The 22,146-nt window shown below is 71.1% G+C and carries 17 protein-coding genes; 12 read left to right on the top strand and 5 right to left on the bottom strand.

Annotated elements, in window-relative coordinates:
- The first annotated feature begins 45 nt into the window (after positions 1–45).
- The 4 genes from uvrB (at position 46) to OG514_RS03225 (ending at position 6,232) form a co-directional block, all read left to right on the top strand.
- Positions 46–2,175 (top strand): excinuclease ABC subunit UvrB, encoded by a 2,130-nt coding sequence (uvrB, locus tag OG514_RS03240; RefSeq protein WP_266890623.1) that lies wholly within the window; start codon positions 46–48, stop codon positions 2,173–2,175.
- A gap of 152 nt (positions 2,176–2,327) precedes the next feature.
- A complete protein-coding gene (locus tag OG514_RS03235) occupies positions 2,328–2,906 on the top strand; it encodes a TerD family protein (RefSeq protein ID WP_030325289.1) in 579 nt (192 codons plus the stop codon).
- A gap of 133 nt (positions 2,907–3,039) precedes the next feature.
- Positions 3,040–4,947: a TerD family protein gene (locus OG514_RS03230; RefSeq protein ID WP_266890620.1), complete on the top strand. Its 1,908-nt coding sequence runs from the start codon at positions 3,040–3,042 to the stop codon at positions 4,945–4,947.
- Positions 4,948–5,188: 241 nt separating this feature from the next.
- Positions 5,189–6,232, top strand: coding sequence for a TerC family protein (locus OG514_RS03225; protein ID WP_266890618.1), 1,044 nt, complete (start codon positions 5,189–5,191; stop codon positions 6,230–6,232).
- Positions 6,233–6,318: 86 nt separating this feature from the next.
- Here the strand turns inward: OG514_RS03225 and OG514_RS03220 are convergent, their stop codons facing one another.
- From OG514_RS03220 to OG514_RS03210, 3 genes are all read right to left on the bottom strand, one after another.
- A complete protein-coding gene (locus OG514_RS03220) occupies positions 6,319–7,608 on the bottom strand; it encodes an MFS transporter (RefSeq protein WP_266890616.1) in 1,290 nt (429 codons plus the stop codon).
- A gap of 120 nt (positions 7,609–7,728) precedes the next feature.
- A complete protein-coding gene (locus tag OG514_RS03215; protein WP_266890614.1) occupies positions 7,729–8,385 on the bottom strand; it encodes an MBL fold metallo-hydrolase in 657 nt (218 codons plus the stop codon).
- Between the two features lie 35 nt (positions 8,386–8,420).
- Positions 8,421–9,104: a maleylpyruvate isomerase family mycothiol-dependent enzyme gene (locus OG514_RS03210; protein WP_266890612.1), complete on the bottom strand. Its 684-nt coding sequence runs from the start codon at positions 9,102–9,104 to the stop codon at positions 8,421–8,423.
- A gap of 169 nt (positions 9,105–9,273) precedes the next feature.
- On the opposite strand from OG514_RS03210, the gene uvrA reads away from it, so the two are divergent.
- Together uvrA and OG514_RS03200 are read left to right on the top strand one after the other, a co-directional pair.
- Positions 9,274–12,318 (top strand): excinuclease ABC subunit UvrA, encoded by a 3,045-nt coding sequence (uvrA, locus tag OG514_RS03205; protein ID WP_266890610.1) that lies wholly within the window; start codon positions 9,274–9,276, stop codon positions 12,316–12,318.
- 158 nt (positions 12,319–12,476) lie between these two features.
- Positions 12,477–12,914 carry a Rieske (2Fe-2S) protein gene (locus tag OG514_RS03200; RefSeq protein WP_266890608.1) on the top strand — a complete coding sequence of 146 codons (438 nt, stop codon included), beginning with the start codon at positions 12,477–12,479 and terminating at the stop codon, positions 12,912–12,914.
- Positions 12,915–12,970: 56 nt separating this feature from the next.
- On the opposite strand, the gene OG514_RS03195 is transcribed toward OG514_RS03200, so the two are convergent.
- The gene (locus OG514_RS03195; RefSeq protein ID WP_266890606.1) at positions 12,971–13,900 is read right to left on the bottom strand and encodes a hypothetical protein; all 930 of its coding nucleotides are present in this window, start codon (positions 13,898–13,900) and stop codon (positions 12,971–12,973) included.
- Between the two features lie 572 nt (positions 13,901–14,472).
- Between OG514_RS03195 and OG514_RS03190 the strand changes: the two genes are divergently transcribed.
- Entirely contained in the window at positions 14,473–15,060 is a 588-nt protein-coding gene (locus OG514_RS03190) for a papain-like cysteine protease family protein (protein WP_266890604.1), read from the top strand.
- On the top strand, positions 15,057–15,860 hold the full coding sequence (locus OG514_RS03185) for a hypothetical protein (protein WP_266890602.1): 804 nt from the start codon (positions 15,057–15,059) through the stop codon (positions 15,858–15,860). The genes OG514_RS03190 and OG514_RS03185 overlap by 4 nt, the downstream gene beginning before the upstream one ends.
- Before the next feature lie 355 nt (positions 15,861–16,215).
- On the opposite strand, the gene OG514_RS03180 is transcribed toward OG514_RS03185, so the two are convergent.
- Positions 16,216–16,968, bottom strand: coding sequence for an SDR family NAD(P)-dependent oxidoreductase (locus OG514_RS03180; RefSeq protein ID WP_266890600.1), 753 nt, complete (start codon positions 16,966–16,968; stop codon positions 16,216–16,218).
- A 58-nt stretch (positions 16,969–17,026) separates the two neighbouring features.
- Here OG514_RS03180 and uvrC point away from each other — a divergent pair, with 58 nt between their 5' ends.
- Genes uvrC through whiA form a run of 4 tightly spaced genes read left to right on the top strand, consistent with a single transcriptional unit; the run spans position 17,027 to position 22,000 of the window.
- Positions 17,027–19,003, top strand: a complete 1,977-nt coding sequence (gene uvrC / locus OG514_RS03175) for an excinuclease ABC subunit UvrC (RefSeq protein ID WP_266890598.1) — start codon at positions 17,027–17,029, stop codon at positions 19,001–19,003.
- Positions 19,000–19,998 carry an RNase adapter RapZ gene (gene rapZ, locus OG514_RS03170; protein ID WP_266890596.1) on the top strand — a complete coding sequence of 333 codons (999 nt, stop codon included), beginning with the start codon at positions 19,000–19,002 and terminating at the stop codon, positions 19,996–19,998. Before uvrC ends, rapZ begins: the two co-directional genes overlap by 4 nt.
- Positions 19,995–21,020 carry a uridine diphosphate-N-acetylglucosamine-binding protein YvcK gene (yvcK, locus tag OG514_RS03165; RefSeq protein WP_266890593.1) on the top strand — a complete coding sequence of 342 codons (1,026 nt, stop codon included), beginning with the start codon at positions 19,995–19,997 and terminating at the stop codon, positions 21,018–21,020. Before rapZ ends, yvcK begins: the two co-directional genes overlap by 4 nt.
- Positions 21,011–22,000: a DNA-binding protein WhiA gene (gene whiA / locus OG514_RS03160; protein ID WP_073806627.1), complete on the top strand. Its 990-nt coding sequence runs from the start codon at positions 21,011–21,013 to the stop codon at positions 21,998–22,000. The genes yvcK and whiA overlap by 10 nt, the downstream gene beginning before the upstream one ends.
- The last annotated feature ends 146 nt before the right edge of the window (positions 22,001–22,146 follow it).

Genomic DNA, 22,146 nt, shown 5'->3' with positions numbered 1-22,146 from the left:
GCCGATCGCCGCCCGACTGTCAGTGCCGGGTCGTACGGTGGTTCCATGCGGCCCGTTTCCAAGATCGAACGTTCGGTGGCGCCCTTCGAGGTCGTCAGTGAGTACAAGCCCAACGGCGACCAGCCGGCGGCCATCGCCGACCTGGAGCGGCGTATCCGCGCGGGCGAGAAGGACGTCGTGCTCCTCGGTGCCACCGGCACCGGAAAGTCGGCCACCACCGCGTGGATGATCGAGAAGCTCCAGCGCCCCACCCTGGTGATGGCGCCGAACAAGACCCTGGCCGCCCAGCTGGCGAACGAGTTCCGGGAGCTCCTGCCGAACAACGCGGTGGAGTACTTCGTCTCGTACTACGACTACTACCAGCCCGAGGCGTACGTGCCGCAGTCGGACACGTACATCGAGAAGGACTCCTCCATCAACGAGGAGGTGGAGCGGCTCCGCCACTCCGCGACGAACTCCCTGCTCACCCGCAGGGACGTCATCGTCGTCGCCTCCGTCTCCTGCATCTACGGCCTCGGCACGCCCCAGGAGTACGTGGACCGGATGGTCCCGCTCAAGGTCGGCGAGGAGCTCGACCGCGACCAGCTGCTGCGCCGCTTCGTCGACATCCAGTACACGCGCAACGACCTGGCGTTCACCCGCGGCACCTTCCGCGTCCGCGGCGACACCATCGAGATCTTCCCGGTGTACGAGGAGCTCGCCGTCCGCATCGAGATGTTCGGCGACGAGATCGAGGCCCTCTCCACCCTCCACCCGCTCACCGGCGAGGTCATCAGCGAGGACCGCGAGCTGTACGTGTTCCCCGCCAGCCACTACGTCGCCGGCCCCGAGCGCATGGAGCGCGCGGTCAACGACATCGAGCGCGAGCTGGAGGGCCGCCTCGCCGAGCTCGACAAGCAGGGCAAGCACCTGGAGTCCCAGCGCCTGCGCATGCGGACCACGTACGACCTGGAGATGATGCGCCAGATCGGCTCCTGCTCCGGCATCGAGAACTACTCGATGCACTTCGACGGCCGCGACCCCGGCTCCGCGCCCAACACCCTCATCGACTACTTCCCCGAAGACTTCCTCCTCGTCATCGACGAGTCGCACGTCACCGTGCCGCAGATCGGCGCCATGTACGAGGGCGACGCCTCCCGCAAGCGGACCCTGGTCGACCACGGCTTCCGGCTGCCGTCCGCCCTCGACAACCGCCCGCTGAAGTGGGAGGAGTTCCAGGAGCGCATCGGCCAGACCGTCTACCTCTCCGCGACCCCCGGGACGTACGAACTCTCGCGCGGCGACGGCTTCGTCGAGCAGATCATCCGCCCCACCGGACTCGTCGACCCCGAGGTCGTCGTGAAGCCCACCGAGGGTCAGATCGACGACCTGGTCCACGAGATCCGGCTGCGCACCGAGCGCGACGAGCGGGTCCTCGTCACCACCCTCACCAAGAAGATGGCCGAGGACCTCACCGACTACTTCCTGGAGCTCGGCATCCAGGTGCGCTATCTGCACAGCGACGTCGACACCCTGCGCCGCATCGAGCTGCTGCGCGAGCTGCGCGCCGGTGAGTACGACGTCCTCGTCGGCATCAACCTCCTCCGCGAGGGCCTCGACCTCCCCGAGGTGTCCCTCGTCGCCATCCTCGACGCCGACAAGCAGGGCTTCCTGCGCTCCGGGACGTCCCTGATCCAGACGATCGGCCGCGCCGCGCGAAACGTCTCGGGCCAGGTCCACATGTACGCGGACCGGATCACCCCGGCGATGGAGAAGGCCATCGACGAGACCAACCGGCGCCGCGAGAAGCAGATCGCGTACAACACGGAGCACGGCATCGACCCGCAGCCGCTCCGCAAGAAGATCAACGACATCGTCGCGACCATCGCGCGCGAGGAGATCGACACCGAGGAGCTCCTCGGCAGCGGCTACCGCCAGGGCAAGGAGGGCAAGGGCGCCAAGGCCCCCGTCCCCTCGCTCGCCGCGCACGGCGTCAAGGGCAAGGGCAAGGCCGGCTCGACTGTCGAGCTCGGCGACCGGCCCGCCACCGAACTGGCCGCGATCATCGAGGAGATGACCGACCGGATGCGCGCCGCCGCCGCCGAGCTGCAGTTCGAGGTCGCCGCCCGGCTCCGCGACGAAGTGGGAGAGCTGAAGAAGGAGTTGCGCCAGATGAAGGAGGCGGGACTCGGCTGACCGGACAGGTCCGGCGCGCGGTCCGGTGTGTTGCAAGACCGACACAAAACCGGACCGCACCTCCGCGGTGTCCGTCGCGCTGCGTAGGGTGCTCGACAACCGCACGCACCGGAACAGCGGGCGCGGGGAACGCCAACGAGAGGGGAAAACGCGTGTCGGTCAATATGACCAAGGGTCAGGCCATCAGCCTGGAGAAGCAGGGCGGGGGCAGCCTCAGCCAGGTGCGGATGGGGCTCGGCTGGCAGGCGGCACCGCGCCGCGGTCTCTTCGGCAAGCGCACGCAGGAGATCGACCTGGACGCCTCGGCCGTTCTCTTCGCGGACAAGCAGCCGGTCGACGTGGTCTTCTTCCGTCACCTGGTCAGCGACGACGGCTCGGTCAAGCACACCGGCGACAACCTCGTCGGCGGCGCCGGCCAGGGCGGGGACGACGAGGCGATCCTCGTCGACCTCCAGCGGGTCCCGGTCCACATCGACCAGATCGTCTTCACGGTGAACTCCTTCACCGGTCAGACGTTCCAGGAGGTGCAGAACGCCTTCTGCCGGATCGTCGACGAGACGAACGGCCAGGAGCTCGCGCGCTACACCCTCGACGGCGGCGGCAACTACACCGCGCAGATCATGGCGAAGGTGCACCGGGTCGGCTCCGGCTGGCAGATGACCGCCCTGGGCAACCCGGCCAACGGCCGCACCTTCCAGGACCTGATGCCCGCGATCCTGCCGCACCTGTAGGCAGGCCCGCACAGCACGCACCCACAGCTCCCGGAGGCAGCGGCCACCGGGAGCTGTCCCGCATGATCCACATGATCCGCTTCACTCGCACACCGCTTGATCCGCGCCGGGAAACACTGAGGGGACAGAGTCGATGACGGCCGAGCTGGTCCGGGGGCAGAACCACCCCCTGCCCGACACCCGACTGGAGATCCGGGTGTCGGCCGGTCACCCTGTTCTCGCCGGAGCCACCCTCGGCGACGAACAGGGCAGAGTTCCGGGCGTGGAGTGGATCGCCCACCCCGGCGCACCCTCGCTGCCCGGCGTCGACGTCCCCGGGCAGACGGCCGCCGACCACCGCCTCACCATCGACCTGGACGCGGTCCCCGGCGCAGTCCACCGCGTCTCGGTCCTCCTCGCGCTGCCCGGGCCGCGCGCCGGCGGAGCCGCCCGCTTCGGAACGGTCGCCGCCCCCTTCGTCGCCGTGGCGGGCCCGGACGGCGCCGAGATCGCCACCTTCACGATCACCGGACTCGACAGCGAGTCCGCCGTCGTCGCCCTGGAGCTCTACCGGCGCCAGGGCACCTGGAAGGTCCGCGCCATGGGCCAGGGGTACGAGGGCGGGCTCGCCGCCCTCCTCGGCGACCAGGGCCTGGAGCGCGCCGCCGACCTGGCCGCGTCCATCCTGGAGACGGTCGCGCCGGGGCCCACCGCCCAGGCGCAGCACGTCCCCGAGGCGGAGCGCGTACGCCACCCGGCGCCGGTGACCGCCCAGGACCCGGCCCCGACCACCCCGGTGCCCACTCCCGTCCAGGGGACCGGACCGGCCGTCGGCGGCCCCGTCGACTACTCCCACCCCCGCCGCCGGCCCACCGCGCCCGCTCCCGAAGCCCAGCCCCAGTCCCCGTCCCAGCCCCCGCAGGGTCCGCCCACCCCGGTCGCCGGGGACGCGTCGGGCTGGTCCATGGAGGAGCGCCTGTACAACCAGGTGTGGGGCATGTTCGAGGACTTGGCCCGTACCGCCGCGGCCTACCGCAGTGCGTGCGACTTCGCCGAGTCCCGGCTCGACCGGGAGCTCGACGAGACCCTCTCCGACTACCGCGCCCGCGCCGACGGAGCCAACGACGCCGCGCGAGCCGCCGCCCGCGCCCGGCACGACGAGCTGGTGGAGCGGGCCCAGGAGGTCCTCGACCGGGACCTCGCCCAGCTCGCGGCCGAGTCCGAGGTCGTCGAGCCCGCCCTGCCCGCCGCCTACGCCCGCTGGGACAACCCCGTCTGGCACGGCTACCGCGTCCCGGCCGAGGAGCCGATGGCGGTCCGGCTCGGTGACCTCCAGCTCCCCGAGGGGGCCGATCTGCGGATCCCCATGCTCGTCCGGCTGCCGCTGGAGCGCGGGCTCTGGGTGGACAGCGGCCGAGGCCGCTCCGAGGCCGCCGGTCTCCTCGACGAGATCGAACTGCGACGGCTCGCCCTGGACTGCGCGGTCGCGCACACGGCCCGGCTGCTCGCGGCGCATCCGGCGGGCGAGTTCACCGTCCATGTCGTCGACCCGGCCGGTGCGGGTGCCGCCGCGCTCGCGCCGCTCGTGGAGACGGGCGTCCTCGCGGCCCCGCCGGCCCGGGGCGCGGCCGGGGTCTCGGCGGTACTGGAGCAGCTCACCGAGCGGGTCGACCTGCTGCAGATGGCGGTCAGGGCCGGGGCCGCCGACGCCCTGCCGCCCGGTCTGGACGCGGCCCGTCAGCTGCTGCTCGTGCACGACTTCCCGCACGGTTTCGACGACCGGGCGGTCACCCGGCTCCGGTACCTCGCCGACGAGGGCCCGTCGGTCGGCGTCCATCTGCTGATGGTGGCGGACCGGGAGGACGCGTCCGCGTACGGACCGCTGCTCGACCCGCTGTGGCGCTCGCTCCTGCGGCTCACGCCCGTCCCCGACGACCACCTCGCCGATCCATGGGTCGGCCACGCCTGGTCGTACGAGCCGCCGATGCTCCCGCCGGGCAGCGGGGTGCTCCGGCAGGTCCTCGCACAGGTGGCGGCCGCTCGTCATGGAAAGCGCCCCTGACACCCCTGACCTGCACTCTTGGGAGCCCTTTACCCTCCCCTTTACCTTCTCTTGGTCTTTCGGGTAGTCTTTCCGGTGCGGAGGGGAGTACTCCCCATGCGCGGCGTACCCGTCAATACGGACGGATCCCCAGTGATCCGATCCCGGGGCGTCGGCCCGGCGGCGATCGTCCGTCGCCCGGGTGGAAGAGACCTCCGGCAGCGACGACGCTGATCAGTAGCCGTACGACGCCGGAGGCGCAGTGGACGTTTCAATGACCCTGTGGGTACTGACCATTCTTGGTCTGGGTGCCCTGATCGGTGCCGACTTCTTCATCGGGCGCAAGCCCCATGACGTGTCGGTCAAGGAAGCCGGAATCTGGACGATCGTCTGGATCGTGCTGGCCGGACTCTTCGGTCTCGGCCTGATGTTCTTCGGCAGCGGCCAGGCGTCCGGCGAGTTCTTCGCCGGCTACATCACCGAGAAATCGCTCAGCGTCGACAATCTCTTCGTCTTCGTCCTGATCATGGCGAAGTTCGCGGTCCCCTCCCACCTCCAGCAGCGCGTGCTGCTCGTGGGTGTGGTGATCGCCCTGGTGCTCCGCACGATCTTCATCGCCGCGGGCGCCGCGGTCATCGCGAACTTCTCCTGGGTCTTCTACATCTTCGGCGCGTTCCTGATCTACACCGCCTGGAAGCTCATCCAGGAGGCGCGCACCGACGAGGACGAGGACGACTGGGAGGAGAACCGTCTCCTCAAGAGCGTCGAGAAGAAGTTCGGCGTCGCCGACCGGTACCACGGCACCAAGCTGTTCATCCGGAGCAACGGCAAGCGGATCATGACCCCGCTGATGGTCGTCATGCTCGCCATCGGCACCACCGACATCCTCTTCGCCCTCGACTCCATCCCGGCGATCTTCGGCCTCACCCAGGACCCGTACATCGTCTTCACCGCCAACGCCTTCGCCCTCATGGGTCTGCGACAGCTGTACTTCCTGATCGGCGGCCTGCTCAAGAAGCTGGTCCACCTCAGCTACGGCCTGTCGGTGATCCTCGGCTTCATCGGCGTCAAGCTCGTGCTGCACGCCCTGCACGAGTCCGGGGTGCACGTCCCGGAGATCTCCATCCCGTTCTCGCTCGCCGTCATCGGCGGCGTCCTGGTCGTCACCACGATCACCAGCCTGATCGCCTCCAAGAGGCAGGCGGCGCGGGACGCGGCCGCCGGCGTGACCGAGGCCGAGAGTGCGACCGACGCCGAGGGCGTGACCGACGTCGACGACGCCAAGAAGGACAGCATCGGCGCCTGACACGCCTGACACGCCATGGAGATGGCACAGCTACGGCGACGGCCGGCCGGGGACTCCCCGGCCGGCCGTCGCCGTCTCACCGTCTCTCAGGCAGAGGCGGGTTCGAGTTCCGCCGGCTGCCCGGCCTTGGCCGGCCGGGTCTCCGGGAGCAGGGCGAAGCAGCCGAGGCTGACCAGCGCGACCACGGTCAGATAGGCCGCGACGCCCCAGGGCGGCCCCGAACCGCCGTCGGAGAGGGCGGTGGCGACCAGCGGGGTGAGGGCGCCGCCCAGGACACCGGCGAGGTTGTAGCCGACGGCGGCCCCGGTGCAGCGGACGCGGGGCTCGTACAGCTCCGGGAGGTACGCGGCCACCACCGCGAACATGGTGATGAAGGCGAGCAGCGCCCCCAGGAAGCCCAGGAACATCAGCAACGGGCGCGCCGTGTGCAGCAGCGCCACCATCGGGAACATCCACAGCGCGGAGGCCGCGCACCCCGCCAGACACAGCGGCCTGCGGCCCCAGCGGTCGGACAGCGCCGCGATGAACGGCGTGACCGCGCCCTTGATCGCGACCGCCGCCATGACACAGGTCAGCATCACCGTGCTGCTCACCCCGAGCCGCTCGGTGCCGTAGGCCAGGGCCCAGGTGGAGACCGCGTAGAAGGTCGCGTACCCGACCGCGAGCGCCCCGGCCGTCAGCAGCACGAGCCGCCAGTGGTCGCGGGCGACCTCGGCCAGCGGGGCGCCCGCGGTCTGCCCGGCAGCGGACAGCTTCTCGAACTGAGGGGTCTCCGCGAGCGAGGAGCGCAGCAGCAGCCCGACCGCCGCGAGCAGCCCGGCCGCCCAGAACGGCACCCGCCAGCCCCAGGAGCGGAACTCGGCGTCGCTCAGGCCGGCCGAGAGGGCCAGCATCACCCCGTTCGCCAGGAGGAAGCCGATCGACGGGCCGATCTGCGGGAAGCTCGACCAGAGCGCGCGGCGGTTCTCCGGGGCGTGCTCGGCGGTGAGCAGGACGGCCCCGCCCCACTCGCCGCCGAGGCCCAGGCCCTGGAGGAAGCGGAGCACGAGCAGCAGTACGGGTGCGGCGATGCCGATCGTCTCGTACGTGGGGACACAGCCCACCGCGACCGTGGCGCAGCCGGTCAGGAGCAGCGAGGCGAAGAGGACCGGGCGCCGTCCGTACCGGTCGCCGACATGACCGAAGAGGACCGAGCCGAGCGGCCGCGACACGAAGCCGATGGCGAAGGTGCCGAAGGCGGCCAGGGTCCCGGCGAGCGGGGAGAAGGTCGGGAAGAAGAGCGGCCCCAGGACGAGGGCGGCGGCGGTTCCGTAGACGAAGAAGTCGAAGAACTCGATGGCGGTGCCGACGAGCGAGGCGGCGGCGAGCCGTCCCATCGACGGGGTCCCGGGCGGCGACGGAGGGTGACTTTGGCGCATGTCGCGCCAACTACCCCTCCGTCGTCCCGGTTACGGGGGCGTGCGGAGGTGCGCAGCTCCGGGGCCGCGCGCCGGGCGTCACCAGCCGCGCTCGCGCCACTCCGCGAGGTGCGGGCGCTCGTCACCGAGCGTGGTGTCCTTGCCGTGGCCCGGATAGATCCAGGACTCGTCCGGCAGGACCTCGAAGAGCTTGGTCTCCACGTCGTGGATCAGGCTCGCGAAGGCCTTCGGGTCCTTCCACGTGTTGCCCACCCCGCCGGGGAAGAGGCAGTCGCCGGTGAAGACGTGCGGATGGCCGTGCGGGTCGTCGTAGACGAGGGCGATCGAGCCCGGGGTGTGGCCGACCAGGTGCCGGGCGGTCAGCTCGATCCGGCCCACCCGGATCGTGTCGCCGTCCTCGACGGTCACGTCGGTCGCGACCGGGATGCCCTCCGCGTCGTACGCGCCCGCGTACGTCCGGGCGCCGGTCGCCCCGACCACGTCGGCGAGCGCCTGCCAGTGGTCGCCGTGCCGGTGGGTGGTGACGACGGCCTTGATGCCGTCGTCACCGATCAGCGTGAGGAGGGTGTCCGCGTCGTTGGCCGCGTCGATCAGCAGCTGCTCGCCGGTCGCCCGGCAGCGCAGCAGATACGCGTTGTTGTCCATCGGGCCGACCGCGACCTTCGAGATCATCAGGTCCGTCAGCTCGTGCACGTCCGCCGCCCCGCCGACCTTCACCACTCCGCTGTACGTCATGGCCTCAGACTAGCCCCGGGGAGTGACAGCGGCGGCTACAGCGGCGGAAGCTCCGGCAGGGGGCCGCCCTTGGTCTTCAGGGCGGAGCCGTCGCGGCGGCCGGCGAGCCAGCCGAGGAACTCGGTGGCCGGGCCCATGACGGCGACGCCGCCGGACGTGCCGCCGGTGGTCCAGCCCCGCCCGTCATCGGCCCACAGAACGGTCGCGGGGACGCTCTCCAGGCCCTTGAAGCGCTCGGTCAGGAAGTCGATCTCGCGGTGGACGAACTCCTCCGGCAGGTCCTCCAGCTCGTAGCCGACGCCCAGGTCGACGTGGTGCAGGGCGACCTCCACCCAGCGCCGGAACGGGATGCGGGAGGCGCTGTCCGTGACGCCGTTGCGGAGCTCGACCGTACGGCTCCAGTCGGCGGGCTCGGCGCCCGTGGCCTGGAACCGGTCGGCGGTTTCGCGCAGGTCGGCGAGCTGGACGTCGAGCGGGCGGCCGGAGTCGCGCTCGATGTCGGCGTCGCGGGTCGCGGCGTCCGCGTACATGGGCCGGCCCTGGAGGACGTTCACCAGGGCGTCGGCGTTGCGGGCGACGTGGGCGAGCACGTGGCCGCGGGTCCAGCCGGGAAGCCGTGACGGCTCGGCCGCCGCCGCGTTGTCCAGGGAAGCGGCCGCGTTCAGCAGCCTTTCGGTCGCTTCGCGTACGTGAGCAAGGTCGCGTTCGTGGTCGATCATGGCGCCGACCCTAGTGCCAGCCGGGGTGCCACCACTCGTTCGGGTGAAGAGGTCTCCGCGAGTCCGGAAATCGAATGTGCGTGCTATAAGCTCGAAGGAAGCATCCGGCATCCTTGAGGTGTTGGGTCTTTCAGGCACATCCGCTCTCTGAAGAAAGGTGCGGACCGGCGTGGCCGACCGTCTCATCGTCCGTGGCGCTCGTGAGCACAACCTCAAGAACGTCTCGCTCGACCTCCCGCGTGACTCCCTGATCGTCTTCACCGGGCTCTCGGGATCGGGCAAGTCCTCCCTCGCGTTCGACACGATCTTCGCCGAGGGGCAGCGCCGCTACGTCGAGTCGCTCTCCTCGTACGCCCGGCAGTTCCTCGGCCAGATGGACAAGCCGGACGTCGACTTCATCGAAGGTCTGTCGCCCGCCGTCTCCATCGACCAGAAGTCGACCTCGCGCAACCCGCGCTCGACGGTCGGCACCATCACGGAGGTCTACGACTACCTTCGGCTGCTCTTCGCCCGCATCGGCAAGCCGCACTGTCCCGAGTGCCGGCGGCCGATCTCCCGCCAGTCCCCGCAGGCCATCGTCGACAAGGTCCTGGAGCTCCCCGAGGGCAGCCGCTTCCAGGTGCTCTCCCCGCTCGTGCGCGAGCGCAAGGGCGAGTTCGTCGACCTCTTCGCAGACCTCCAGACCAAGGGCTACAGCCGCGCCCGCGTCGACGGCGTGACCGTACAGCTGAGCGAACCGCCGACGCTGAAGAAGCAGGAAAAACACACGATCGAGGTAGTCGTCGACCGCCTCACCGTGAAGGACAGCGCCAAGCGCCGCCTCACCGACTCCGTCGAGACCGCGCTCGGACTCTCCGGCGGCATGGTCGTGCTCGACTTCGTCGACCTCGCCGAGGACGACCCCGAGCGCGAGCGGATGTACTCGGAGCACCTCTACTGCCCGTACGACGACCTGTCCTTCGAGGAGCTGGAGCCGCGCTCCTTCTCCTTCAACTCGCCCTTCGGCGCCTGCCCCGACTGCACCGGCATCGGCACCCGCATGGAGGTCGACCCGGAGCTGATCGTCCCCGACGAGGACAAGTCCCTCGACGAGGGCGCCATCCACCCCTGGTCGCACGGCCACACCAAGGAGTACTTCGGCCGGCTCATCGGCGGTCTGTCGCAGGCCCTCGGCTTCAGCACGGAGATGCCGTACGCGGGACTGCCGCAGCGCGCCAAGAAGGCCCTGTTGTACGGACACAAGACCCAGGTCGAGGTCCGCTACCGCAACCGGTACGGACGGGAGCGGGCGTACACCACCCCGGCCTTCGAAGGTGCCGTCTCCTTCGTCAAGCGGCGCCACACCGAGGCCGAGAGCGACTCCAGCCGCGAGCGCTTCGAGGGCTACATGCGCGAGGTGCCCTGCCCCACCTGTGAGGGCACCCGCCTCAAGCCGATCGTCCTCGCGGTCACGGTCATGGAGAAGTCCATCGCCGAGGTCTCCGCGATGTCGATCAGCGACTGCGCCGAGTTCCTCTCCCGCCTCACACTGAACGCCCGCGACAAGAAGATCGCCGAGCGGGTCCTCAAGGAGGTCAACGAGCGGCTCCGCTTCCTCGTCGACGTCGGCCTCGACTACCTCTCGCTCAACCGCGCCGCGGGCACCCTCTCCGGCGGCGAGGCCCAGCGCATCCGGCTCGCCACCCAGATCGGCTCCGGCCTGGTCGGCGTGCTGTACGTGCTCGACGAGCCGTCCATCGGCCTGCACCAGCGCGACAACCACCGGCTCATCGAGACCCTCGTACGGCTCCGGGACATGGGCAACACGCTCATCGTCGTCGAGCACGACGAGGACACCATCAAGGTCGCCGACTGGGTCGTCGACATCGGCCCCGGCGCCGGTGAGCACGGCGGCAAGGTCGTCCACTCGGGCACCATGAAGGAGCTCCTCGCCAACGAGGAGTCGATCACCGGGCAGTACCTGTCCGGCCGCCGGGAGATCCCCACCCCGGACATTCGCCGCCCGGTCGACCCCGGCCGCCGGCTCACCGTCCACGGGGCCCGCGAGAACAACCTGCAGGACATCGACGTCTCCTTCCCGCTGGGCGTCCTCACCGCCGTCACCGGCGTCTCCGGCTCCGGCAAGTCGACGCTGGTCAACGACATCCTCTACACCCACCTCGCGCGCGAGCTGAACGGCGCCAAGTCGGTGCCCGGCCGGCACACGCGCGTGGACGGCGACGACCTCGTCGACAAGGTCGTGCACGTCGACCAGTCCCCGATCGGCCGCACCCCCCGGTCGAACCCGGCGACGTACACCGGCGTCTTCGACCACGTCCGCAAGCTCTTCGCCGAGACGATGGAAGCCAAGGTCCGGGGCTACCTGCCCGGCCGGTTCTCCTTCAACGTCAAGGGCGGCCGCTGCGAGAACTGCTCCGGCGACGGCACGATCAAGATCGAGATGAACTTCCTCCCGGACGTCTACGTCCCGTGCGAGGTCTGTCACGGCGACCGGTACAACCGGGAGACCCTGGAGGTCCACTACAAGGGCAAGTCCATCGCCGAAGTCCTGAACATGCCGATCGAGGAGGCCCTGGACTTCTTCGAGGCCGTCCCGACCATCGCGCGCCATCTGCGCACGCTCAACGAGGTCGGCCTCGGGTACGTCCGGCTCGGCCAGTCCGCGCCGACGCTCTCGGGCGGTGAGGCGCAGCGCGTGAAGCTCGCCTCCGAGCTCCAGAAGCGCTCGACGGGCCGCACGGTCTACGTCCTGGACGAGCCGACCACCGGTCTGCACTTCGACGACATCTCGAAGCTGATCAAGGTGCTCTCCGGTCTGGTCGACAAGGGCAACTCGGTGATCGTCATCGAGCACAACCTCGACGTCATCAAGACCGCCGACTGGCTCATCGACATGGGCCCCGAGGGCGGCAACGGCGGCGGCCTGGTCGTCGCCGAGGGCACGCCGGAGGAGGTCGCCTCGGTCCCGGCGAGCCACACCGGCAAGTTCCTCCGCGAGATCCTCGGTGCGGACCGGATCAGCGACGCCGGGGTAACCGTTCCCGCAGCCCGCGGCGCGCGGAAGACGGCGGCCAAGAACGCCCCGGCGAAGAAGGCCGCCGCCACCAAGGCAGCCGCTCCGGTGAAGAAGACGGCCACCAAGACGGCCGCGACCAAGGCGACCGCCACGAAGGCCGCCGCGAAGAAGGCGACGACGCGGGCCCGCAAGGCCTGACGCACGTGGGGGAGAGGCAGGGTACCCGTCCCGGGGCCCTGCCTCTCCGCAGGCCCGGACCTGCAGGCCCGGACCCGCAGGCCCGGCCGTCGGCGCCGGAAACCCCGCCGGTATCGTCGGTTCGGTCACGCCTTGCCCCGATCCACCGTGGAGCGCCCATGTCCGGCCAGTCCAGCCGCCGCACCGTACTGAAGGGCGCCGCTCTCGCCGGTGCCGCCGGGCTGGGAGTCGCCGCCTGCTCCACCGAATCCAAGCTCGGCCACGCCGGCGTCCCCACCCCGACCGCACCGGTCGCGCTCGGCGCCCCGGACGAGGTCCCGGTCGGCGGTGCCAAGCTCTACCGCGAGCAGAAGGTCGTGGTGAGTTGCCCGGCCAAGGGCCAGTACAAGGCGTTCAGTGCCCAGTGCACCCACGCCGGCTGCGTCCTCGACAAGATCGAGAACAACGAGGGCAACTGCCCCTGCCACGGCAGCCGCTTCGACGTGACCACCGGCAAGGCGCTCAAGGGCCCGGCCACCGTCCCGCTCCCCGAGGTCCCGGTCCGCGTGGAGAACGGCAAGCTGATCGCCGGACCCGAGGCCGCACCCAAGGCCTGAGTCAGGGCCCAGTCCCAGTCCCTGTCAGGTCTGGTCCTCGTCCGGTCCGGTCCCCGTCAGGTCCAGTCCCAGTCGATCCCCAGGATCCCCGGGCGTACGCCCTGCTCCACGACGTGCACCGTGCGGTGCCGGCCGCTCAGGGTCAGCTCCGCACGGCCCCCGCGCGGCGCACCCGTCGAGGCCTGCGCGAACCTCCGGCACCGCACCGGAAGCGCCGCCTCGTCGAAGCGCACCTGCAACGCGTACTGCCCGCCCGCGAAGCTGAACCCGCGCACGTACTCCCCGCTCGGCCCCGCCGTACCGTCCTCGAAGCCGTACGAGAACAGATACGTGTCGCCGGCCCGCAGCCGCGTGTCGAAGAGCAGCTCCGCGACCAGCACCCCCGTCCCCGCGTGCCACCGCACCCGCCCGGTTCGGCAGTTCTCCACCGCGCGCACCGTGACCCCCGACGGGTCGCAGCCGGGGTCGCCGTGGTGGATGGCCAGGTAGCGGTCCACGCCGTCCCGGTGCGCCCGCACCACCTGCTGCGACTCGCGCCCCACCAGCTCCCGCCCCGCCCCGATCCGTACCCGCTCGTGGTGCCCCACGGTGTGCAGCCCGCCGTCCGCCGGTGATTCGAGCTCCGCGAGGAGCTCCTCGACCGAGCCGGACGCCTCCACGAGCGAGCGATACGAACGGGCCGCCGGGCGCTCCACCTCGGACCGCGCGGCCGCGTCCCCCGAGAGCAGCCGCAGCAGCGAGTTCCCCGGCAGCTGAAGCACCTCCTCCAGGGCACGGACCGCCTTCAGCGACTCCGGCCGCTGCGGCCGGCGGGCACCCTGCTGCCAGTAGCTCAGACTCGTCACCCCGACCTTGATGCCCCGGTGCGCGAGATGGTGCTGGACCCGCTGGAGCGGCAGCCCGCGCACGGCCAGCGCGGTGCGCAGCGCCAGATGGAAGGGGCCGGTGTGCAGCAGCTGCACGAGATCGGCCTCGGTGTGGCTCACGAGGACTCCTCAGTCAACTTCTCAGGCCTGAAGGATCGGGCTTGTCACCCGATCCGTAAAGGCCGTGAGTGCAGGTGGAGCGCGGCTGGCTGTCGCGTGGTCCCCTGCGTCCGGAATCAGCGTGTGCTGGTTCCGGGGCGGTTGACCGCGCCCCGCTTCCACACGGCGTCGCCTCGATGGGCGATGTTGCGGGAGCCGTTGTGGTCCGCGTGCATGACGGTCCGCTGCGGAAACCGACCTTCTCTCAGAGCGCGTAGTTCGAGAACTCCGCCGCCGCGCGGCTCCGTTCCATGGAGCCGATACCTCCCCGAGGCTGAAGCTCCGGTCTTCCTCGGTGGAGACACGTGAACGTTCACGACGGGGGAGCGGACCGTCGCGTAGCGAGGGGTTTGCGGGCAGGTGGGCCGAGGGCGTCCGTTCACACCCGGGTCACACCGTTCACAGCCCGATGTCGCCCCGCGTTGAAGCGTGTTGACCGGATCCGGACAACGGAAGATGCTCCTGACCAGCGTCCGGACGCGCTCCTCCACCCCCCCCCACATCCCCACACCCCCCGCACTGGGAGGAACGCGATGCGCAGAAGAAAGCTGAACCTCGCGGCACTCGCCGTGGCCGCCCTCTTTCTCGTCCCCACCACCTCGGCGTCCGCCGCACCCGCCGGCGAGGACGCCGCCGCCCTCGGCTCCAAGCGGCTGAACATCACCATGCAGGCCCAGCAGAAGACCAACTGGTGCTGGGCGGCCGGCGGCAACACCATCGCCACCTGGTTCGGCCGGAACTACAGCCAGAACCAGTTCTGCAACGCCGCCTTCAACCGCCAGCAGGGCTACGACTGCCCCAACAACCAGGCCACCCTCGGCAACGTCCAGACCGGACTGAGCTGGGCCGGCATCACCCCCGGCTCGTACGTGACCGGCTGGCTGCGCTACTCCACGGTCCAGACCGAGATCAACGCCGACCGGCCCGTCGAGACCCGCATCCAGTGGTCCAGCGGCGGCGGTCACATGCACGTCGTCTACGGCTACGACGACGCCGACAGCTGGGTCTACTGGGGCGACCCCTGGCCCTCCAGCGACCGCTACAACTGGGCCTCGCACGCCTGGTACGTCGACAACGACTCCTTCTCCTGGACCCACTCGCTCTACCGGATCGGGGCGTGACGACGATGAACGCACGTGCCACGGGCGCCGGGCTCCTCACCACCGCCGCCCTCGTTCTTCTGGGAACCTTCCCGGCGGAGGCCGCCGCCGGGGCCCTGCCGCCCGCGCCGACCCCCGAACAGGCCGCCTCGGCGCCCGGGACCCTGGACACCCTGTCCCGCTTCTTCGCCCGGGACGGGGCGGTCGCCCGCTCGGCCGCCGCACCGCGCGTCGAGGGCGGGTCCGTGCCGGTACGGATCCTCTCCCCGGAGTTCGTCGCCGGAAAGGCGGGTGCCCCGGTCGCCCGGGTCGAGTTCCGGGCCAGCCGGGCCGTGTCCTCGGACGGCCAGAAGGCCTCCCTGTGGACGGTGAAGCAGGCCGGCGGCTGGCAGGTGGTGAACATCGCCACCGGCGACGACGAGATCCGCTACGCGGAGATGGGCGGCGACGGCCTCGTGTTCCGCGAGCCGCAGATCGACGCGTGGTACGTCCAGAAGGGCGCGAAGGTGCTCCCGCTGGACGAGGACGCGGTACGGGCCGTCGGGCGCAACGGGACGAGCCTCGACGCCTACCGCGACCGGGTCGTCCGGGCGTACGGGGACAAGCTTCCCGGCTCGGCCTACGCGAAGAAGGGCGCGGCGGGTGGGTACGGCCCGGGGGCGACGTCACCGGTGGCGGCACCGGCACCGGCACCGGTGCCTGCGTCCGGTGAGCCTGCCGTCACTGTGGCGTCGGCGACGGCGGGTGTGGGCGCGGTGCTGGCACTGGCCCTGATATCCACGGCGGCGATCCGCCGCCGCCGCACCCCGAACCCCACCTGACCCTCGACCCCGCCCCGGGGAACGGCCCCCGCCGGGTCTCCGCCCCGGTGGGGGCCGCCGTTCCGCTGGGGCGGCTCCCCCGCTCCCGCCGCCCACCTTGTGGGCATTTGTTCCTCCCAGGCTCCTTGCGTCCTGACCCGCACCCCGTGTGCACCGTGCTTCGTGGTGCGGGTTCAGGCACAAGGGGCGGAGGCGCCGCCAGAGCGCGCCGTCCCGTGTGCCCACCCGTCCCGCCCTGCGTGACGATTGCCCACACGGCGGTGGGGGTGGCGGGCGCGGCCCACACGGCGGGGGCGGGGTGGTGGACCGGCTCGCCCGCCCGTGTGGCGGCGGAGGTGGGGCATCGCTCAGCCTCTTAACGGGCCAGGTAGCCGCCGTCCACCGGCAGGATCGCTCCCGTGACGAACGACGCCTCGTCCGACGCGAGGAAGAGGATCGCCGACGCCACCTCCTCCGGCGTGCCGAAGCGGCCCATCGGATGGCCCCGGACGACCTCGGAGAGGTACTCGGGGCCGCCGGGCTCCACGCGCGCGGCGGCCACGCGTTCCGTCTCGATCGTGCCCGGGGCCACCGCGTTCACCCGGATCCCGTGCTCCGCCCACTCCACCGCCAGGTGCTTGGTCAGACCGGTGGCCACGAACTTCGCCGGACCGTAGACCGCCTGCCGGGCCTGGCCCGCGACGCCCGAGATCGACGACGTGCACACGATGGCCCCGCCGCCGGAGACGAGCATCGCCTCGATCGCGTACTTGCAGGTCAGGAACATTCCGCGGCCGTCCACCGCCATCACCCGGTCGAAGTCCGAGGCTTCTGCCTCCGTCACGGAGAGCAGCGGGATCACTCCCGCGTTCGCCACCAGGACGTCCAGCCGGCCGAAGCGGTCCACCGCCGTGGCGATCATCCGGCGGGCGTCCTCCTCGCGCGACACGTCGCCGACGACCGGGACCACCCCCTTCAGCGTCGCCAGACGCTCCTCGTCGAGGTCGGCGGCGACCACGTGCGCCCCCTCCCGGAGGAACCGCTCCGCCGTCGCCCGCCCGATTCCGCTCGCCGCCCCCGTGATCACGCACACCCGGTCCGCCAGCCGTTCCGTCACCTGATTCGCCATGCATCGCCAACGAGCGCGCGAGGCCGGAGTGTCGGTGCCCGCCAGTAGGGTGGGGAGCATGGCAGACCCCTCCAGCTACCGCCCCAAGCCGGGTCAGATCCCCGACTCCCCGGGGGTCTACAAGTTCCGCGACGAGCACCGCCGGGTGATCTACGTGGGGAAGGCGAAGTCCCTCCGCCAGCGGCTGGCCAACTACTTCCAGCCGCTCACGAGCCTGCACCCGCGCACGGCCACCATGGTGACCACCGCGGCGTCCGTGGAGTGGACCGTCGTGTCGACCGAGGTCGAGGCGCTCCAGCTGGAGTACTCCTGGATCAAGGAGTACGACCCCCGGTTCAACGTCAAGTACCGGGACGACAAGAGCTACCCGTACCTCGCGGTGACCATGAACGAGGAGTTCCCGCGCGTCCAGGTCCTGCGCGGGCACAAGAAGAAGGGCGTGCGCTACTTCGGGCCGTACGCGCACGCGTGGGCGATCCGCGAGACCGTCGACCTGATGCTGCGGGTCTTTCCCGTGCGGACCTGCTCCGCGGGTGTCTTCCGGAACGCCGCCTCCGCCGGGCGGCCCTGTCTCCTCGGGTACATCGGCAAGTGCTCGGCGCCCTGCGTCGGCCGGGTCACCCCGCAGGAGCACCGCGAACTGGCCGAGGAGTTCAGCGACTTCATGGCCGGCCGTACCGGCACGTACATCCGCCGGCTGGAGAAGCAGATGATGCTCGCGGCCGAGGACATGGAGTACGAGAGGGCCGGGCGGCTCCGCGACGACATAGAGGCGCTGCGCCGGGCCATGGAGAAGAGCGCGGTCGTGCTCGCCGACGCCACCGACGCCGACCTGATCGCCCTCGCCGAGGACGAGCTGGAGGCCGCCGTGCAGATCTTCCACGTCCGCGGCGGACGCGTCCGCGGCCAGCGCGGCTGGGTCACCGACAAGGTCGAGGCCGTCGACACGGCCGGACTCGTCGAGCACGCGCTCCAGCAGCTGTACGGCGAGGAGACCGGGGACTCGGTGCCCAAGGAGGTCCTCGTCCCGGCGCTGCCCGAGGCCGCCGAGGCCGTCACCGCCTGGCTCTCCGGCCGCCGCGGGTCCAACGTCTCGCTGCGCATCCCGCAGCGCGGCGACAAGAAGGACCTGATGGAGACCGTCGCGCGCAACGCCCAGCAGGCGCTCGTGCTGCACAAGACGAAGCGCGCCAGCGATCTGACCACCCGCTCCCGGGCCCTGGAGGAGATCGCCGAGGCCCTGGGCCTGGACTCGGCGCCGCTGCGGATCGAGTGCTTCGACATCTCGCACCTCCAGGGCGAGGACGTGGTGGCCTCGATGGTGGTCTTCGAGGACGGGCTGCCCCGCAAGAGCGAGTACCGCCGCTTCCAGATCAAGGGCTTCGAGGGCCAGGACGACGTCCGGTCCATGCACGAGGTGATCGGGCGGCGCTTCAAGCGCTATCTCGCCGAGAAGGAGAAGACGGGGGAGTGGGACCCCGAGGGCGTCGTGGAGGACCCGGAGGAGAGCGGGCGGCCCAAGCGCTTCGCGTACCCGCCGCAGCTCGTCGTCGTCGACGGCGGGCAGCCGCAGGTCGCGGCGGCCCGGCGCGCCCTCGACGAGCTGGGGATCTCCGACATCGCGGTCTGCGGGCTCGCCAAGCGTCTGGAGGAGGTGTGGCTGCCCGGCGACGACGACCCGGTGGTGCTGCCCCGCTCCAGCGAGGGCCTCTACCTCCTCCAGCGGGTACGTGACACGGCTCACGACTTCGCCATCCGTTACCAGCGGTCCAAGCGTGCGAAACGCATCCGGACCAGCCCTCTCGACGCGGTGCCCGGCCTGGGTGACACGCGGAAACAGGCGTTGATCAAGCATTTCGGCTCGGTGAAGCGGCTCCGGCAGGCGACAATCGAGCAGATCTGCGAGGTCCCCGGCATGGGCCGGAAGACCGCGGAGGCGGTCGTCGTGGCCCTCGCACAGGCGGCCCCGGCCGCACCCGCCGTGAACACGGCGACAGGAGAGATCATGGAAGACGACGGGGGCGGCACGGCATGACCGCGCACGAGCAGCACCAGCAGGACGAACAGCAAGAACAGCGGCACACGCACGAAGAGCACGACCGAGAAGACGGAGCAGGACACGTGAGTACGGGCACGAAGGAGACCCCCGGCGACAACGACGCCGAGGCGGCCATTCCCGAGCTGGTGATCATCTCCGGCATGTCCGGAGCCGGCCGGTCCACCGCGGCGAAGTGCCTGGAGGACCTCGGCTGGTTCGTCGTGGACAATCTGCCGCCCGCGCTGATCCCCACCATGGTGGAGCTCGGCGCCCGCTCCCAGGGCAATGTCGCCCGGATCGCCGTCGTCGTGGACGTCCGCGGCCGGCAGTTCTTCGACAACCTCCGGGAGTCCCTCGCCGACCTGGACGCCAAGCAGGTCACCCGCCGGATCGTCTTCCTGGAGTCGTCCGACGACGCCCTGGTCCGGCGCTTCGAGTCGGTCCGCAGGCCCCACCCGCTCCAGGGCGACGGCCGGATCACCGACGGCATCGCCGCCGAGCGCGACCTGCTGCGCGAGCTGCGCGGCGACGCCGACCTGGTCATCGACACCTCCAGCCTCAACGTCCACGAGCTGCGCGCCAAGATGGACGCCCAGTTCGCCGGCGACGAGGAGCCCGAGCTGCGGGCCACCGTCATGTCCTTCGGGTTCAAGTACGGCCTGCCGGTCGACGCCGACCTCGTCGTCGACATGCGCTTCCTGCCGAACCCGCACTGGGTCCCCGAGCTCCGCCCCTTCACCGGCCTCAACGAGGAGGTGTCGAACTACGTCTACAACCAGCCCGGCGCCAAGGAGTTCCTCGACCGCTACACCGAGCTCCTCCAGCTGATCGCCGCGGGCTACCGCCGCGAGGGCAAGCGCTACGTGACCATCGCCGTGGGCTGCACCGGCGGCAAGCACCGCTCCGTGGCCACCGCCGAGCGGCTCGCCGCCCGCATCGCCGCCGAAGGGGTCGAGACCGTCGTCGTGCACCGGGACATGGGGCGCGAGTGAAGCCGTACCGCCGTCGTGTCTCCACCCTCTCGGTGCGGCGCACGCTCCGCAGGCGCGGTGCCCAGCCGAAGGTGGTCGCGCTGGGCGGCGGGATGGGCCTCTCGGCCTCCCTCGCCGCCCTCCGCCGGATCACCGGCGACCTCACCGCCGTCGTCACCGTCGCCGACGACGGGGGCTCCAGCGGCCGGCTCCGGGAGGAGCTGGGCGTGCTGCCCCCGGGCGATCTGCGCAAGGCGCTCGCCGCGCTCTGCGGCGACGACGACTGGGGCCAGACCTGGGCCCGGGTCATCCAGCACCGCTTCCAGTCCAAGGGCGAGATCAACGGCCACGCCGTCGGCAATCTGCTGATCGTCGCCCTCTGGGAGCAGCTCGGCGACCCCGTGCAGGCCCTCGACCTGGTGGGCCGGCTGCTCGGCGCCCAGGGCCGGGTACTGCCCATGTCCGCCGTACCCCTGGAGCTCCAGGCCCTGGTCAAGGGCCATGACCCGGAGCGTCCCGAGGACGTGGACACCGTGCGAGGTCAGGCGACCGTGGCCCTCACCCCGGGCGACGTGCAGTCCGTGCACCTCGTGCCGAACGACCCGCCGGCGGTGCCCGAGGCGGTCGAGGCGGTCCTGGACGCGGACTGGGTGGTCCTCGGTCCCGGCTCCTGGTTCTCCTCGGTGATCCCGCACCTTCTCGTCCCCGACCTGCTCGACGCGCTGGCCGAGACGAAGGCCCGGAAGGTGCTCTCGCTGAACCTCGCGCCGCAGCCCGGAGAAACCGAGGGCTTCTCCCCGCAGCGTCATTTGGAGGTTTTGGGACGACACGCCCCTAAACTCGCCCTGGACGTGGTGCTGGCCGACGAGGCCGCCGTGCCCGATCGCGAGTCTCTCGCCGATGCCGCCAAGCGGCTCGGTGCCGCGGTCGAGCTGGCGCCGGTGGCCGGGCCCGACGGCTCCGCGAAGCATGACCCGGAGCTGTTGGCCGCCGCGTACGACCGTATTTTTCGGATGCATGGAAGGATCGGCCCATGGCGATGACGGCAGCGGTGAAGGACGAGATCTCCCGGCTTCCCGTCACCCGGACCTGCTGCAGGAAGGCAGAGGTCTCGTCGATCCTGCGGTTCGCGGGCGGGCTGCACCTGGTGAGCGGCCGCATCGTGATCGAGGCGGAGCTCGACACCGCGATGGCGGCGCGCCGCCTCAAGCGGGACATCCTGGAGATCTTCGGGCACAGCTCGGAACTGATCGTGATGGCCCCGGGCGGGCTGCGGCGCGGCTCGCGTTTCGTGGTGCGGGTGGTGGCCGGAGGCGACCAGCTGGCCCGGCAGACGGGTCTCGTGGACGGCAGGGGCCGCCCCATCCGGGGCCTCCCCCCGCAGGTGGTCTCCGGGGCGACCTGCGACGCGGAGGCGGCCTGGCGGGGCGCGTTCCTCGCGCACGGTTCGCTGACGGAGCCCGGCCGGTCCTCCTCCCTGGAGGTGACCTGCCCGGGACCGGAGGCCGCGCTGGCCCTGGTCGGTGCGGCGCGTCGGCTCTCCATCGGGGCGAAGGCCCGTGAGGTGCGGGGGGTGGACCGGGTCGTCGTCCGTGACGGCGACGCGATCGGCGCCCTGCTCACCCGGCTCGGCGCGCACGAGTCGGTGCTCGCCTGGGAGGAGCGGCGGATGCGGCGCGAGGTCCGCGCCACCGCCAACCGCCTGGCCAACTTCGACGACGCCAACCTGCGGCGCTCGGCCCGCGCCGCGGTCGCCGCGGGGGCCCGGGTGCAGCGTGCCCTGGAGATCCTCGGCGAGGAGGTGCCCGAGCACCTCGCGGCGGCCGGCCGGCTCCGCATGGAGCACAAGCAGGCCTCTCTGGAGGAGCTGGGCGCGCTCGCCGACCCGCCGCTGACCAAGGACGCGGTGGCCGGCCGGATCCGCCGGCTGCTCGCGATGGCGGACAAGCGGGCGCAGGACCTGGGCATTCCCGGGACCGAGTCCAATCTGACCGAGGAGCTGGACGACAGCCTGGTCGGCTGATCCGTCCGGAACCCCGAACTCCACGCTGCCGGTGCCTTTCTGAGGCATCGGCAGCTTTTTCGTACGCGCGCGCGGCACCCTTGACAGGTCCATGGGCGCCCATGAGCCTGGCGTCTGTTCACCTTCGTGGCAGACGACAGCAAGGG

The sequence above is a fragment of the Streptomyces sp. NBC_00572 genome, assembly GCF_026341815.1.
Lineage (GTDB): Bacteria > Actinomycetota > Actinomycetes > Streptomycetales > Streptomycetaceae > Streptomyces.
This window is presented reverse-complemented; position numbering and strand designations above follow the sequence as displayed.